Origin of the sequence: Pandoraea sp. ISTKB (genome assembly GCF_001721285.1) — a bacterium.
Taxonomy (GTDB): Bacteria; Pseudomonadota; Gammaproteobacteria; order Burkholderiales; family Burkholderiaceae; genus Pandoraea; species Pandoraea capi.
Genome location: NZ_MAOS01000083.1, coordinates 49,406 through 63,678, shown reverse-complemented (window position 1 = coordinate 63,678; position 14,273 = coordinate 49,406). Strand labels below are relative to the sequence as shown.

The window sequence follows — 14,273 nt, the reverse complement described above, 5'->3', positions numbered from 1 at the left end:
GAGGGAAGCGCGGGCCAGGGTCAGCCACGACTCGCACCGCTGACGCAATCAAACGGGCGGTGCGCGAGCCATGCGCGTGGCGTCGCCCCAAAGGCTTACTCGATGACTTTGCACTCGCGCAGCAACTGCTTTAAATCACCTTGCTGATGCTCCGGAAAAATGGCTTCCAGCTCGTCCGTACAATATCGGACCATTTTCATGCCACCGTGCTGCTCGTCGCTCAGAATGCTCCTCAGCGTCAGGAGCTTGTCTTCATCGCGCAGCGCCCCCAGCATGCCGACATACGCCGACATGACCTGCGCTTCAATGTACGGCTTCAGCGCATTGATAATGTTGGTCACATAGTGATTGAAGGTCGCGTTCCACGGCGCAGGGCCCATTTTTGCCATTGCCGCCAATGGTTTGATCAAATCGGTATCGGGATGCGCGGCTTTGAGCAGAGTTTCGGGCATTTTTTCATCGGCAGGCCCCTTGCCTCGCTTCACGATCGTACCGGCTTTCACGACGATCTCATCCCCGCATGCCGATCCGATCATCTCGCTGCCCAACCAATCCAGAACGCTGAGCGTTTGCGGTGGCAGGGACTTCACTTCCTGTTTGGATAACGAGCTAATGCGCAACGGCACCCCTTCTCCGATTTTGTCGATCGGACTTTGCAGGCGCTGCGTATCGGCCTTGGCATTGGCAGTGGCAGTACCGGTGGCGCAGTTGGGTACGGCATTGGGATCACAGGTCGTCAAGCGCCCCGGGTCGTTCACAACCTGAGCAGGCGCGCCGGAACGCAACTCCCACATGCGAGAGTCATCTGAGCCGGTCGTCAACACAATATTCACGGTTGCATCGCCGTTCACAGTCAACGCCACACGCGTGCCACTCGGTCTTTGCCCCGATGTGGGGCTATGGCCCGCCCCCTCAAAGGTGTCGGCAAATTCACCGCGCGGATTCTCTGGTTGCGGCTGCGACGGTTGGGCTGGGGCAGTCGATGCCGGGGTAACAACGGCATGAAGTGCTTGATTCGAGATCATGAAGGCTCTCCATCGGGTGGGTGGAGGCCCCATCTTGGTCGCGATACGTCACACCACTTTAATAGACGGCCGCGCCGCTTCGGCTTTCGGAACGTGGCCCGGAAAGGTTAAGCGTCATCCCAACGAACCGGCAGGATGCCGCCTATACTGAAATTCCCCCTCGCAACGGCTCTAACGGGGGATATCACGGCAGCCCCTTCCATTCACGACCGGGAAAGGCCATGAACGACTATCACTTCCTCACCTTGTGGCGGCTCACGGCGCCGCTCGATGAAGTCTGGGACACCCTGCGCGATGTCGACCACTGGGCGCGCTGGTGGCCGTGCGTGCGAGACGTCCGTACGCTCGATCCCGGCGACGCCGACGGCGTCGGCGCCGTGCGCCAACTGACGTGGCACGGCGCGCTCCCCTACTCGCTCACCATCGAGACCCGCGTCACGCACGTCGACCCGATGCGCGAAGTGCGCACCGTCGCCACCGGCGAAGCCGAAGGCACCGGTGTCTGGCGTTTCGATACAGAAGGCTCGATTACTGTCGTTCGCTATGCGTGGGACGTCCACACCAAACGGGAATGGATGAACAAGCTCGCGCCGCTCGCCCGCCCACTGTTCCGCTGGAATCACAACTATGTGATGCGTCGGGGCGGCGAAGGTCTGGCCGCGACGCTCAATGCCCATCTGGTCGAGTGCCTCGACACGGACCTGCCGCCCGCCGCCATCGGCAAGGAACGCGACCCGCGCGAACTGCGCGAAGCCAGAGCCCGGGTCAGTCACGATCCGCGGCACTAATGCGGCACTGACACGACACAAATGCGGCACTAACGGCCAGCGCATGGACGATGTCAACCGCCCCTGCGCTGACGTTGCCGCATCACGCCACGGCGATCTCGATATCACGCGATGATCTTGTAGTCACGAAGCAACGACTTCAACGCGTCTCGCTGGTCTTCCGGGAAGAACGATTCGATCTCGTCCGCCCAGCCCTGCACCGCGTCGACACCGTTGCGCGCCGGGTCTCTAAGAATGCACTTGAGGGCCGGCAGTTTGTCGGCGTCGGGCAGTAAGCGCAGTTTCCCGACGAATTCCGACATGAGACCAGCGATGACATAAGTTTTCACCGAGTCGAGGGCCGCCGCGACTTTCTCATTCATGAAGACATTCCAGTCGGCGTCGCCATTCTGTGCGGTCCTTGACCACTCATCGATCAGGTTGCCGCGTGAGGGCACGGATTCCAGCATGCCCGCCGCCGGGATCGTCGCCTGACGCGCGCCTTGCAGCATGCCGTCCTTCACGATCAGCTTGCCCTTGGTTGCCCCGCCGATGATCTGATTGAGAATGCTGTCGAAAATACTACGCGTTTGCGGCGGCTGCGACTTCAGGTCGACTTTGGACAGGCGGGCTCTGAATGGGTCGCCTCCATCCAACCTTTGGACCGGCCGTTGCCATGATGGCAGTTGCTCTGATCGAACGCCCGTACCTGCCGCATAGGAAACGCCCGGGGCCGTCGGCGCGGGGGCCACCCTCGCGCCAGGCACACCATTGAGAGACGATGGATACGCCCCCGAACGTGCCCCGTCAGTCCGGAGCTCGAAGGCGAGCGTCGCGTTCCCTTGCACTGAAAACGTCGCGCGCGTGCTGTTCTGCCACTGCGCAGGGCCCGACGGCGCGCTGGCGAGACGATCGTCCCATTTGATGTCATCCGACGGCAACCAGTTTTCGTCGAAATCCTGCCATGCGTTGCGCGTCGACACCTGCGGCGGCGCCTGAAGTCGTGCACCGTCGAAGGTGCTCGCGAAGTGTCCCGGACGATTGTCCTGAGCCTGCGCCGTCGGTAGCGTCGGATCGACCGGTGCGGTGACTATCGGGGCATACGTTGAACTCTCAATCATGATGGCTCTCCATCGGGTAAGGGAGATTCCATCTTGGTCGCAATGCGGCACATCACTTTAAGAGACGTCGGCCATCTTTCGGATTTCGAATCACAGTCGATGTCAGTCATGGCGTAGTCCCAGTCATCGGGCGAGATATTCCCCGAAACGCGCACCGCGAAACGGCTCGCCTAAGCCTGCGTCGCCGACTCGCCAACACCGCTATTCCATTCCGGAATACACGATCCCGCACATTTCATTATTTTTTATATCGACGGATGCCTAGACTTGTGGACATCCGGCGGTCATGCCGTGGCGTTCGCCGCCACTGACCTCTGCCGCCCCACAAGACATTCAGCTCCAGGAGACCTCGTGAGCCTTGCGACTGCGCCGCTGCTGCGGCATTACGTGGATGGCGCCTTCGTCGCCACCGACCGTCAGTTCGATAACCTCAGCCCGGTGGACGGGCGGCTCGTCGCGAAGGTCTGCGAAGCCGACGCGGCCACCGTCGACCGTGCCGTGAGCGCCGCGCGCCGCGCGCTGCACAACGGCCCGTGGGGCAAGACCACGCCTGCCGAGCGCGCCGCGGTGCTGCACCGCATCGCCGACGGCATTCAGGCGCGCTTCGACGACTTCGTCGCCGCCGAAGTCGCCGATACCGGCCGTCCCGTGGAGCAGGCCCGTACGCTGGACATCGCCCGGGGCATCGCCAACTTCCGCATGTTCGCGGACCTGATCAAGACCACCGGCAGCGAAATGTACGAGATGCGCGCCGCCGACGGCGGCGACGTCATGAACTACGTCACCCGCAAACCGCTCGGCGTGATCGGCATCATCTCGCCGTGGAACCTGCCGCTGCTGCTCTTCACGTGGAAAGTCGCTCCGGCTTTGGCGATGGGGAATTGCGTGGTCGCCAAGCCGTCGGAGGAAACCCCGTCGTCCGCCACGCTGCTCGCCGAAGTCATGGACGCCGCCGGCGTACCGCCCGGCGTCTTCAACCTCGTGCACGGCTTCGGCCCGGACTCCGCCGGCGAATTCCTGACCAAGCACCCGGACGTGGCCGCCATCACTTTCACCGGTGAATCCCGCACGGGCAGCGCCATCATGAAAGCGGTTGCCGACGGCGTGAAGGAAATCTCGTTCGAACTGGGCGGCAAGAACGCCGCTGTGGTGTTCGCCGACGCCGATTTCGAGAAGGCTGTCGACGGCGTGGTGCGCTCGTCGTTCACCAACGCCGGACAGGTCTGCCTGTGCTCGGAGCGTGTTTATGTCGAGCGTCCGATCTTCGACCGGTTCGTCGCCGAGCTGGCCAAGCGAGCCGCCGCCCTGCGTATCGACGCTCCCGACGCCGACGGCGTGCAAATGGGTCCGCTCGTTTCCCGCAAGCATCGCGAGAAGGTGCTCTCTTACTATCGTCTGGCCGTCGAAGAAGGGGCGACGGTGGTGACCGGCGGCGGCGTGCCGAGCTTCGGCGATGTCCGCGACGAAGGCGCTTTCGTGCAGCCGACGGTGTGGACCGGCCTGCCGGATACCGCTCGCTGCGTGCGTGAGGAGATCTTCGGCCCGGTGTGCCACGTGGCGCCGTTCGACAGCGAAGACGAAGTGATTCGCCGGGTGAACGATAGCGACTATGGTCTGGCGGGCTGCGTGTGGACGACGAACCTGTCACGTGCGCATCGCGTGGCGCGTCAGTTCCAGACCGGGCTGGTGTGGGTCAATACGTGGTTCCTGCGCGACTTGCGCACGCCGTTCGGCGGCGTGAAGCTCTCCGGGCTGGGTCGGGAAGGCGGACGTCACTCGCTCGACTTCTATTCCGAAATTACCAACATCTGCATCAAGCTCTGAACCATGTCCACTCCGCAAAACCAGAACACGCAGGCCCGGGTCGTCGAAGGCAAAGCCAAGCCGCGCGGCAAGTTTCCGCACATCAAACGCGCGGGCGACTTCCTGTTCGTCTCGGGCACCAGTTCGCGCCGCCCCGATAACTCCTACGCCGGCGCACAGGTCGATGCGCTGGGCGTCACGCAACTCGACATCCGCGAGCAGACGCGCGCCGTGATCGAGAACATTCGCGACATTCTCGCGAGCGAAGGCGCCACGCTGGCCGACGTCGTCGAAGTCGGTTCGTTCCTTGTGAACATGAACGACTTCGGCGGCTATAACGAGGTGTACGGCGAGTACTTCGACGAGAATGGCCCCACGCGCACGACGGTCGCCGTGCATCAGTTGCCGCACCCGTTGCTGCTCATCGAAATCAAATGCGTGGCCTACGCGCCGCGCGCACGGTAACGTCACAAGACGCTCGACGCGCCATCGATACCGATAACGATACCGACACCCATACCTCTGAATCGGCATGACCCGGGAGACAGCATGTTGACGTATGGCAAGCCTTTCAATTTCCAGCGCTGGATCGACGATCACGCGCATCTGCTCAAACCGCCCGTGGGCAATCAGCAGGTCTGGCAGGACAGCGACTTCATCGTGACGGTCGTGGGCGGACCGAACCACCGCACCGATTACCACGACGATCCGCTCGAAGAGTTTTTCTATCAGTTCAAGGGCAACGCCTGGGTCAATCTGTGGATCGACGGGCGGGCCGAACGCGTCGACCTCAAGGAGGGCGACATCTTCCTGCTGCCGCCGCACGTGCGCCACTCGCCGCAGCGTCCGGAGGAAGGCAGCCTGTGTCTCGTGATCGAGCGTCAGCGCCCGGCCGGTCTGCTCGACGGCTTCGAGTGGTACTGCCTGAACTGCGGCACGCAGGTGCATCGCGTGGAAGTCCAGTTGAAGAGCATCGTGACCGATCTGCCGCCGCTGTTCGAAGCGTTCTACGGCAACGAATCGCTGCGTCGATGTCCCGGTTGCGGCGAGATCCACCCGGGCCGCGCGGCACAACCCAGGACCCCGGCGTCGGCCTGATCCACACTGAGCCGCGCCCTTGAACAATAAACACAGCAGCACTCAGCACATCACACGTCACGTCATGAAGAAAATCGACATGCACGCCCACTTCTTCCCGCGCATCACGCAGGAAGAAGCGGCCCGCCTGGACGCCGCCACCGCCCCGTGGCTGCGTATCGACGAAGGCGGCGAGACCGGCAACATCATGCTCGACAACCGCGCCTTTCGCCCGGTCTACCGCGCGCTGTGGGATCCCGCGCTGCGCGTCGAAGAACTCGACCGCCACGGCGTGGACCTGCAAGTCGTGTGCGCCACGCCGATCATGTTCGGCTACCGCTACGACGGCCACGCCGTCATGGACTGGGTACAGCGCATGAACGACCTCGCGCTGGAACATTGCGCCTACGCCCCCGCGCGTCTGAAAGCCATGGCGCAAGTGCCGCTGCAAGACCTCGATCTGGCCTGCGCCGAGGCGTCGCGCGCCAAGGCCACCGGTCATGTGGGCGTACAGATCGGCAACCATCTGGGCGAAAAAGATCTGGATGACGAACAACTCGTCGCGTTTTTGCGGCACTGCGGCAACGAACATATCCCGGTGCTCGTGCACCCCTGGGACATGATGACCGACGGTCGCATGAAGAAGTGGATGATGCCGTGGCTCGTCGCCATGCCCGCCGAGACGCAGCTCTCCATCCTGTCGCTGATCCTCTCCGGCGCGTTCGAGCGGCTGCCACGCTCGCTCAAGCTGTGCTTCGCCCACGGCGGCGGCGCCTTCCCGTACCTGCTGGGCCGTGCCGAGAACGCCTGGCATTGCCGCGACATCGTGCGCGCCGACAGCCCGCACCCGCCCTCGCACTATCTGGACCGGTTCTACGTCGACAGCGCGGTGTTCGACCCGCGCGCGCTGCGTCTGCTCGTCGACACGATGGGCGTGGAGCGCATCATGCTCGGCTCCGACCACCCGTTCCCCCTCGGCGAACAGGACATCGGCCGTCTGGTCGCCGATCAGCCGGAGCTGGACGACGCCGGCCGGCACCGCATTCTCGCCGGGAACGCCATTGAATTCTTCGGCCTGTAACTGGTGCTTTCCCGGAGTGTTTTTAAAAACGCTTGCCTACGCAAAAGGCGTCGTTTAGGCTGGGCGATGAAATACTTGATGCTTAAACAATTCTGTAGGTTTTGACATAGTCTGACGCGCCTGGCCAACGATGACCGACGTGAAGAAGCGGTCAGGTATCCCGGCGCGAGTCCGCAGATAGACGGTGCTTGAATTCATAGTTTGGAGACCATGATGACGGGAACGAAGACCACGCAACGCAAAGCCATCGCTGTTCTGGGCGCTATCGCCGCCGCAGCGGCGATGTTCGCATCGGGCGGTGCGCAGGCCCAGGTGAAGATCGGCTTCATCGGCACGCTGTCCGGCCCGGGCGGCGCGCTCGGCCAGGATCAGTACGACGCCTTCATGCTCGCCATCGAGCAAAAGGGCGGCAAGCTCGGTGGCGTGCCGGTGCAGGTGATCAAGGAAGACGACCAGCTCAAGCCGGACGTCGGCGTGCAGGCGGCGCAAAAACTGGTGGAGCGCGACAAGGTGCAGCTCATCACCGGCGTGACGTTCTCGAACGTCATGATGGCCATCCACAAGAACGTGACGAACGCGGGCGTGGTGATGGTCGGCTCGAACGCCGGCCCGGCACCGATCGCGGGTGAGCAGTGCTCGCCGAACTTCTTCTCCACGTCGTGGGACAACGACGAACTGCACGAAGCCGGCGGTCAGCTCTCGACCGATCTGGGCTACAAGAAGATGTACGTGATGGCCCCGAACTATCAGGCCGGACGCGACGCCGTGAACGGCTTCAAGCGCGACTTCAAGGGCCAGATCGTCGATGAGGTCTACACGCAGGTCAACCAGCCGGACTACTCGGCCGAAATCGCGCAGTTGCAGGCCGCCAAGCCCGACGCCGTCTACGTGTTCTACCCGGGCGGCATGGGCGTGAACTTCGTCAAGCAGTACCGTCAGGCCGGCCTGCTCGGCAAGATTCCGCTGATCTCCGTGTCGACCATCGACGGCTCGACCCTGCCCGCCCTGAAGGAACAGGCGGTCGGCAGCATTACCAGCGCGCCGTATTCGCCCGACCTCGACAACGCGCAGAACAAGCAGTTCGTCGCGGCCTTCCAGAAGAAGTACAACCGCGTGCCGTCGATGTACGCCGCGCAGTCGTACGACGCCGCCAACCTGATCGACTCGGCCCTCGCCAAGACCAAGGGCAGCGTGGCCGATCGCGAAGCGCTGCGTGCGGCACTCAAGGCCGCCGACTTCCAGTCGGTTCGCGGGTCGTTCAAGTTCGCGAGCAACCAGTTCCCCATCGCCCCGTTCTATCGGGTGGACGTCGTGAAGGACAGCAGCGGTGCTGCGTTCGCGAACAAGGGAAAGATCGATATCAAGACGCGCGCCAATCTGGCGTCGATGTGCAAGATCCGTTCGTAACGTTGTCAATCGGCGGACTTGCCGAGCGGGGGCGGCCTGCCCCCGCTGTCTTTGAGCACCATCGAGGTTTTATGAAGCGCTACCGCAATTTCGACGACGCCGAGCTGGACGTTCAGTACAACGCTCGCGCCACCACCCCCAACGTGCTCGACATCCTGACGCAATACGCTGAGCACAGCGCGCATGCGCGCGCCACCGTGCCCTGTGTCCTCGACGTCGCCTACGGGGATCATCCCGACGAAACGCTCGACATCTTCCCCGCGCCCACGCCCGGCGCCCCGGTGTTCTTCTTCGTTCACGGCGGCTACTGGCGCGCCCTGAACAAGCGCGATTCGAGCAATATGGCGCCCGCTTTCACGCAGGCCGGCGCCACGGTCGTCACCATCAACTATTCGCTCGCCCCCGGCGCATCGCTCGACACCATCGTCGATCAGACGCGGCGTGCGCTGGCCTGGGTGCACCGCCACATCGGCGAGCATCACGGCGACCCGAGCCGCATTCACGTGTGCGGCAGTTCCGCCGGCGGTCATCTCGTGGGCATGCTGCTCGCGACGGGCTGGCATGCCGGGTATGGCGTGCCCGAGAACGTGATTGCCGGGGCTGCCCCGCTGTCCGGCCTGTTCGACCTCACGCCGATTCCGTTCACGCACATCAACGAATGGATGAAGCTCTCCGCCGACGATGCGCGCCGTAACAGCCCCCACTTCCAGTTGCCGGCACAGGGCTGCCCGATCGTCGTGTCCTACGGCGAGACCGAGACGGCTGAGTTCAAGCGCCAGTCCGACGACTATCTCGCCGCGTGGCGTGAAAAAGGTTTCGACGGCGAGTATGTGCCGATGCCAGGGACCAATCACTTCGACATCGTGCTCACGCTGAACGATGCGTCCCGCCCGCTCACGCAGGCCATCTTCCGTCAGATGGGCCTGGCAGGGGAGTCGACATGAGCCTCACCCTCTTCATCATGCAGTGCCTGAACGGGCTGCAACTGGGGGTCCTGCTGTTCCTGATGGCCGCCGGGCTCACGCTCGTGTTCGGCATCATGAACTTCGTGAACCTCGCGCACGGCTCGCTCTACATGATGGGCGCGTTCATCGCCGCCACCGTCTACAACCACACCGGATCGTTCGCGCTGGCTGCGCTTGCCATCGTTCCCGCGATGCTGGTGCTCGGGATACTCGTCGAGTTCGTCGCCCTCAAGACGCTCTATGACCGCGATCACCTCGATCAGGTGCTCGCCACCTTCGGGCTGATCCTGTTCTTCAACGAGCTGGCCCGCATCATCTGGGGGCCGTCGCCGTACTACATGGAAGTGCCCGACTGGCTCTCCGGCACCGTCAGTCTCTTCGGCCTCGATTACCCGGCGTATCGCTTTCTCATCATCGTCGTGGGCCTCGTCGTCGCGCTTGGCTGCTATCTGCTGATTCACCGCACGCGCATCGGCATGTTGATTCGCGCGGGCTCCACCCATCGTCAGATGGTCGGCGCGCTCGGCGTGAACATCGTGCTGCTCAACTCGCTGCTGTTCGGTCTGGGCGCCATTCTCGCCGGTATCGCCGGGCTCATGGCGGGCCCGATTCTGTCGGTGCAGCCGGGCATGGGCGAGCCGATCCTGATTCTGACGATGGTCGTGATCGTGATCGGCGGCATCGGATCGGTACGCGGGGCGTTTCTCGCCGCGCTCATCGTGGGCGTGGTCGACACCGTGGGCCGCACCGCACTGCCCACGCTGCTGCGCAGCCTGATGGAGCGCAGCACGGCGGACACGGCCGGCCCCGCGCTCGCGTCGATGCTGATTTACCTGGTGATGGCGGCAGTGCTCGCCGTACGTCCGCAAGGGCTCTTCCCGGTCAAACACGGGTGATTACACGGCTGACGATGGAAACGATGGAAATGAAACTCAATCTACGCACCGCCGTGCCGATACTGCTGCTGGTTCTGCTGGCGCTGGTGCCCATTTACGCGACGTTTGCCCAGCAACCGTTCTTCCTCACGCTCTTCGGGCGCATCGTCGTGTTCGCGATCGCGGCCGTCTCGCTCGATCTGATTCTCGGCTACGGCGGTATGGTCAGCTTCGGCCACGCGCTGTATCTCGGCCTCGGCGCTTATGTCGTGGGCATCATGAGCTTTCACGGCATCGACAATGGCTTCTTGCATCTCGGTGCAACGCTGCTGCTGTGTGCGATCGTGGGCGCCGTCACGGGCCTGCTTTCGCTGCGCACGACCGGCATCGCCTTCATCATGATCACGCTGGCGTTTGCGCAGATGTTCTACTTCCTCGCCGTCAGCCTGAAGCAATACGGTGGCGACGACGGCCTGCCGGTGTCGGCGGGCAGCCGCTTCGGCAGCGTCTCGCTGGACGACCCGGCCGTGCTGTACTACGTGGCCTTTGCCGTGCTTTGCCTGTGCGTGTGGGCCGGTCGCCGACTGGTCGAAGCCCGCTTCGGCATGGTGATTCGCGGCGCCCGTCAGAACGACCGTCGCATGCGCGCGCTCGGCTACCCGACGCTGCGCTACAAGCTCGTCGCCTACGTCATCAGCGCCATGGTCTGCGGCGTCGCCGGCATGCTGTACGCCAACCTGACGCACTTCGTCTCCCCCGCCTACATGGCGTGGACGGCATCGGGCGAACTGATCGTGATGGTCGTGCTCGGCGGGCTGGGCTCCTTCTTCGGGCCGGTACTGGGCAGCACCGCCATGCTGCTGATCGAGGAATGGCTCAAGGGCATGACGGAGCACTGGATGATTGTCTTCGGGCCGCTCATCGTCGTGGCCGTGCTCGTCTCGCGCCGCGGCCTCTACGGCCTGCTCGGCGACCTGCAAGTGCGCCTCTCGCGCCGTGCGCGCACCGTGGAGGGCAAAGCATGAGCCTGCTTCGTGTCGACCAACTGGTCAAACGTTACGGCGGTCTGACGGCCACCGATCACTTCTGTCTCGACGTCGCGCCGGGTGAGCTGCACGCCATCATCGGGCCGAACGGCGCGGGCAAGAGCACGCTTATCGGCCAACTGGCCGGCGAGCTTCGCTCCGACGAAGGCAGCATTCATTTCGACGGGCAGGACATCACGTCCATGCCCATCGAGCAACGCGCCCGCTCGGGGCTGGCGCGCTCGTACCAGATCACGTCGGTGTTTCGCGAGTTCACCGCGCTGGAGAACGTGCTCGTGGCCGTGCAGGCAATGCAGGGGCACAGTTTCGGGTTCTGGCGTCCGGCCATTCGCGAAGCCGCGCTCGTCGAGCCCGCGCGGGAGATTCTCGCGCGCACCGGTCTGGCCGCACGCATGAACGTGCCGGCCAGCGCGCTGGCGCACGGCGAGCATCGTCAACTGGAACTCGCGATGGCGCTCGCGGGGCAGCCGAAACTGCTGCTGCTCGACGAGCCGATGGCGGGCATGTCGCAAGCCGAGTCCGAACAGATGACGCATCTGCTCGCCGAACTCAAGGGCGATTACGCGATCGTGCTCGTGGAACACGACATGGACGCCGTGTTCGCACTGGCCGACCGCATCACCGTACTCGTCTACGGACGCGCCATCGCCTGCGGCACCGCCGACACCATCCGCAACGATGCGGGCGTGCGCGAAGCCTATCTCGGGGACGAAACCCGCAACGAAATGCTGGGAGCGACGGCATGAGCACCTTGTTGTCTTTATCCGGCGTCGAGTCCTATTACGGCGCGAGTCAGGCGCTGTTCGGCATGCATCTGGAAATCGAGCGCGGCGCGTTCGTCACACTGCTCGGGCGCAATGGCATGGGCAAGTCGACCACCGTCAAATCGATGACGGGGCTGATGCGTCCCGCGCGCGGCGAGATCGTGTTCGACGGACAGCCGGTGCACGCAAGCCCTTCGCATCGCATCGCGCGCGCGGGCATGGGGCTGGTGCCCGAGGGGCGGCAGATTTTCCCGACGCTGACGGTGCGCGAGAACCTCGTCGCCACGGCGGGGAATCGTCACGGCGCAAGTTCACCGTGGACGCTCGAACGCATCTACGGCTTGTTCCCGCGCCTGCGCGAGCGTGAGAAAAACCTCGGCAGCAATCTGTCCGGCGGCGAGCAGCAAATGCTCGCCATCGGCCGCGCCTTGATGACGAATCCGAAATTACTCATTCTCGACGAAGCGACGGAAGGCCTCGCGCCGCTCATTCGCGGTGAAATCTGGCAGTGCCTGAAGCAACTTAAAGGCAGCGGCCTGTCGATTCTCTGCATCGACAAGAATCTGGCGCCGATGCTGGAGCTTGGCGACCAGCACTACATCGTCGACAAGGGCCGTGTGGCGTGGCAGGGCGACTCATCGAAGCTGCGCCGGTCGCTGCCCGAATTGCAGGCCTATCTGGGCGTCTGATTCGCCTGCCAGACAGCGTAAGCCACATTTCTGCGTACACTCTACGGCACCTCGACTCCACGAGGTGCGTAGTGCTCGATAGGTGTCAGACGCAAAAATCGGGAGTGTTTTGTGAAAGCACCCAGCAAAACTATGTGGTGCAATCGGCTCCGCTTGATTGACTTTGCAAGCGCTCCCGATCAACAACTCACGACACCGGTCAGGACTATGGCTTACTCGAACACGCCTTCGAATCCCTTCCGCTGGCTGCTTTCACAGGACACCGGTGCACCGCCACCGGCCGAGCCGGCGCACGTCAAGAACGGTCTTCCTGCGGATCTTCCGCTCAACATCAAGGAGTTGCCGCGCACGCCACTTCCCAAACTGGAAGTGTTTCCCGACGAGTTGCTCGCCCTGCGAAAGCACCTCGGCATGTCGCGCAATGTCTTCGCGCATTACCTGCGCACCAATCCCCGCACGCTGGAGAACTGGGAGCAAGGGCGCGCGCGTCCGAACGCTCAGGCGGCCTGCCTGATCCGGCTCGTGCAACAGAACCCGGGGTTGGTTTCGTCGCTGGCGCGTCTCTGAATCGCTTTTGGGTGGGGGGAAGGACCGTGGCCCGGCTCATGCGCCGGCCACGTTGAAAAGGGGCGTACCGATCCGTCGGTACGCCCCCTTTCTTTATATCGATGGAGATGTGCGTCGGGCGTTATGGTTTGAGACCACAAGCCTCTCGCAGACACGCCACGAATCGGGCACAGGCCGGGCTCGGCGACTTGTCCGAGCGCAGCGAATAACCGACGTCGCCAAAGCTGCCCGGCATGGTGTCGGCCAGCACCCGCAGCAGCCCCGACTCCACGAACGGCGTAGCGGCCGCGCGCGGCATCAGCGCCACGCGAGGCGTCTCGAGCATCAGGCCGATGTTCGTGAGCACGGACAGCGATTCCACGACATCTTCGGGCAACGCGAGACCGGCGTCGTGGAACAGTCGTTCCGCCGCCAGTCGCGAGGGCGATTCCGGCACCGGCAGAATCCACGCCTGCTCACGCAGTTCGGCAAGCGGCACACGCTCGGGAAAATGCGACCAGTGGCGCTTGCCCCCGATCACGCTGAGCGATTCGTTAAAGAGAATTTCATGCGTCAGCGCAAAGGCGTTGGCCACCGGCAGCGAACGCTCAGGCAAACGCCCCACGACGATATCCAGATCGCCGCTGGCCAGCGCCGGGAACAGTTGTGCCGTGGTGGCCTCGCGCACGGTGACGAGCACGCCCGGCGTGCGCTCCTTGAGCATAGCAATGGTACGCGGCAGCAGATCGGCGGCCGCCGAGATGAGTGTGCCGACGATCACGTGACCGCTCGTGCCTGCGCTGAACGCATTTACCTCGTCTGTCAGGTATCGCAATTCGGCCATGAGCGATTTCACGCGATGGCCGAGCAACTCGCCGAGTTCCGTGGGCTGCATACCGCGATTGCTGCGCACGAAAAGCGGCCCTTCGAAGCAGGCCTCCAACTCATGCACGATCTTGCTCACCGCTGGCTGGGTGAGGCCGGTTTCGTTCGCGGCGCGCACGAGCGACCCCGTCTCCAACACGCGGTCGAAGACCTGAAGCTGGTGAAACTTGAGCTTTCGTCCGAGGTTGAGCGCTGTCCAGGGGAGTGATCGCATCGGCGTCC

The 14,273-nt window shown here is 63.6% G+C and carries 15 protein-coding genes; 12 read left to right on the top strand and 3 right to left on the bottom strand.

Going from position 1 to position 14,273, the window contains the following annotated elements; translation table 11 throughout:
- Nucleotides 1-95: 95 nt before the first annotated feature.
- Nucleotides 96-1,025, bottom strand: coding sequence for a hypothetical protein (locus tag A9762_RS25425; RefSeq protein ID WP_139133400.1), 930 nt, complete (start codon nt 1,023-1,025; stop codon nt 96-98).
- Between the two features lie 221 nt (nt 1,026-1,246).
- Between A9762_RS25425 and A9762_RS25420 the strand changes: the two genes are divergently transcribed.
- A complete protein-coding gene (locus tag A9762_RS25420) occupies nt 1,247-1,813 on the top strand; it encodes an SRPBCC family protein (protein WP_069344755.1) in 567 nt (188 codons plus the stop codon).
- Between the two features lie 104 nt (nt 1,814-1,917).
- Here A9762_RS25420 and A9762_RS25415 read toward each other — a convergent pair whose 3' ends face one another.
- A complete protein-coding gene (locus A9762_RS25415; protein WP_069344754.1) occupies nt 1,918-2,913 on the bottom strand; it encodes a hypothetical protein in 996 nt (331 codons plus the stop codon).
- A 351-nt stretch (nt 2,914-3,264) separates the two neighbouring features.
- On the opposite strand from A9762_RS25415, the gene A9762_RS25410 reads away from it, so the two are divergent.
- The 11 genes from A9762_RS25410 to A9762_RS25360 all read left to right on the top strand — a co-directional run bounded on the left by A9762_RS25410 (nt 3,265) and on the right by A9762_RS25360 (nt 13,187).
- Nucleotides 3,265-4,737: a 2-hydroxymuconic semialdehyde dehydrogenase gene (locus A9762_RS25410; RefSeq protein WP_069344753.1), complete on the top strand. Its 1,473-nt coding sequence runs from the start codon at nt 3,265-3,267 to the stop codon at nt 4,735-4,737.
- A 3-nt stretch (nt 4,738-4,740) separates the two neighbouring features.
- Nucleotides 4,741-5,181 carry a RidA family protein gene (locus tag A9762_RS25405; protein ID WP_069344752.1) on the top strand — a complete coding sequence of 147 codons (441 nt, stop codon included), beginning with the start codon at nt 4,741-4,743 and terminating at the stop codon, nt 5,179-5,181.
- An 84-nt stretch (nt 5,182-5,265) separates the two neighbouring features.
- Nucleotides 5,266-5,814, top strand: coding sequence for a 3-hydroxyanthranilate 3,4-dioxygenase (locus A9762_RS25400; RefSeq protein ID WP_069344751.1), 549 nt, complete (start codon nt 5,266-5,268; stop codon nt 5,812-5,814).
- A gap of 64 nt (nt 5,815-5,878) precedes the next feature.
- Complete coding sequence (locus tag A9762_RS25395) at nt 5,879-6,874, top strand: amidohydrolase family protein (RefSeq protein WP_069344841.1); 996 nt, start codon at nt 5,879-5,881, stop codon at nt 6,872-6,874.
- A gap of 213 nt (nt 6,875-7,087) precedes the next feature.
- Nucleotides 7,088-8,281, top strand: coding sequence for an ABC transporter substrate-binding protein (locus tag A9762_RS25390; RefSeq protein WP_069344750.1), 1,194 nt, complete (start codon nt 7,088-7,090; stop codon nt 8,279-8,281).
- A gap of 71 nt (nt 8,282-8,352) precedes the next feature.
- Nucleotides 8,353-9,225, top strand: a complete 873-nt coding sequence (locus tag A9762_RS25385) for an alpha/beta hydrolase (RefSeq protein WP_069344749.1) — start codon at nt 8,353-8,355, stop codon at nt 9,223-9,225.
- Nucleotides 9,222-10,142, top strand: a complete 921-nt coding sequence (locus A9762_RS25380) for a branched-chain amino acid ABC transporter permease (protein WP_069344748.1) — start codon at nt 9,222-9,224, stop codon at nt 10,140-10,142. The genes A9762_RS25385 and A9762_RS25380 overlap by 4 nt, the downstream gene beginning before the upstream one ends.
- Before the next feature lie 29 nt (nt 10,143-10,171).
- Nucleotides 10,172-11,146: a branched-chain amino acid ABC transporter permease gene (locus A9762_RS25375; RefSeq protein ID WP_069344840.1), complete on the top strand. Its 975-nt coding sequence runs from the start codon at nt 10,172-10,174 to the stop codon at nt 11,144-11,146.
- Nucleotides 11,143-11,913, top strand: a complete 771-nt coding sequence (locus A9762_RS25370; protein WP_069344747.1) for an ABC transporter ATP-binding protein — start codon at nt 11,143-11,145, stop codon at nt 11,911-11,913. The genes A9762_RS25375 and A9762_RS25370 overlap by 4 nt, the downstream gene beginning before the upstream one ends.
- Nucleotides 11,910-12,620, top strand: a complete 711-nt coding sequence (locus A9762_RS25365) for an ABC transporter ATP-binding protein (RefSeq protein ID WP_069344746.1) — start codon at nt 11,910-11,912, stop codon at nt 12,618-12,620. The genes A9762_RS25370 and A9762_RS25365 overlap by 4 nt, the downstream gene beginning before the upstream one ends.
- Before the next feature lie 207 nt (nt 12,621-12,827).
- Nucleotides 12,828-13,187, top strand: coding sequence for a DNA-binding transcriptional regulator (locus tag A9762_RS25360; protein ID WP_017234237.1), 360 nt, complete (start codon nt 12,828-12,830; stop codon nt 13,185-13,187).
- A 121-nt stretch (nt 13,188-13,308) separates the two neighbouring features.
- Here A9762_RS25360 and A9762_RS25355 read toward each other — a convergent pair whose 3' ends face one another.
- A complete protein-coding gene (locus tag A9762_RS25355; protein WP_069344745.1) occupies nt 13,309-14,265 on the bottom strand; it encodes a LysR substrate-binding domain-containing protein in 957 nt (318 codons plus the stop codon).
- Nucleotides 14,266-14,273: the final 8 nt, after the last annotated feature.

What these genes read in the sequence shown, in the direction of transcription:
- A9762_RS25405 (WP_069344752.1), top strand. Translation starts at nt 4,741, where the DNA reads ATGTCCACTCCGCAAAACCAGAACACGCAGGCCCGGGTCGTCGAAGGC.
- A9762_RS25400 (WP_069344751.1), top strand. Translation starts at nt 5,266, where the DNA reads ATGTTGACGTATGGCAAGCCTTTCAATTTCCAGCGCTGGATCGACGAT.
- A9762_RS25370 (WP_069344747.1), top strand. Translation starts at nt 11,143, where the DNA reads ATGAGCCTGCTTCGTGTCGACCAACTGGTCAAACGTTACGGCGGTCTG.
- A9762_RS25415 (WP_069344754.1), bottom strand. Translation starts at nt 2,913, where the DNA reads ATGATTGAGAGTTCAACGTATGCCCCGATAGTCACCGCACCGGTCGAT.
- A9762_RS25390 (WP_069344750.1), top strand. Translation starts at nt 7,088, where the DNA reads ATGACGGGAACGAAGACCACGCAACGCAAAGCCATCGCTGTTCTGGGC.
- A9762_RS25380 (WP_069344748.1), top strand. Translation starts at nt 9,222, where the DNA reads ATGAGCCTCACCCTCTTCATCATGCAGTGCCTGAACGGGCTGCAACTG.
- A9762_RS25420 (WP_069344755.1), top strand. Translation starts at nt 1,247, where the DNA reads ATGAACGACTATCACTTCCTCACCTTGTGGCGGCTCACGGCGCCGCTC.
- A9762_RS25425 (WP_139133400.1), bottom strand. Translation starts at nt 1,025, where the DNA reads ATGATCTCGAATCAAGCACTTCATGCCGTTGTTACCCCGGCATCGACT.
- A9762_RS25375 (WP_069344840.1), top strand. Translation starts at nt 10,172, where the DNA reads ATGAAACTCAATCTACGCACCGCCGTGCCGATACTGCTGCTGGTTCTG.
- A9762_RS25360 (WP_017234237.1), top strand. Translation starts at nt 12,828, where the DNA reads ATGGCTTACTCGAACACGCCTTCGAATCCCTTCCGCTGGCTGCTTTCA.
- A9762_RS25395 (WP_069344841.1), top strand. Translation starts at nt 5,879, where the DNA reads ATGAAGAAAATCGACATGCACGCCCACTTCTTCCCGCGCATCACGCAG.
- A9762_RS25355 (WP_069344745.1), bottom strand. Translation starts at nt 14,265, where the DNA reads ATGCGATCACTCCCCTGGACAGCGCTCAACCTCGGACGAAAGCTCAAG.
- A9762_RS25365 (WP_069344746.1), top strand. Translation starts at nt 11,910, where the DNA reads ATGAGCACCTTGTTGTCTTTATCCGGCGTCGAGTCCTATTACGGCGCG.
- A9762_RS25385 (WP_069344749.1), top strand. Translation starts at nt 8,353, where the DNA reads ATGAAGCGCTACCGCAATTTCGACGACGCCGAGCTGGACGTTCAGTAC.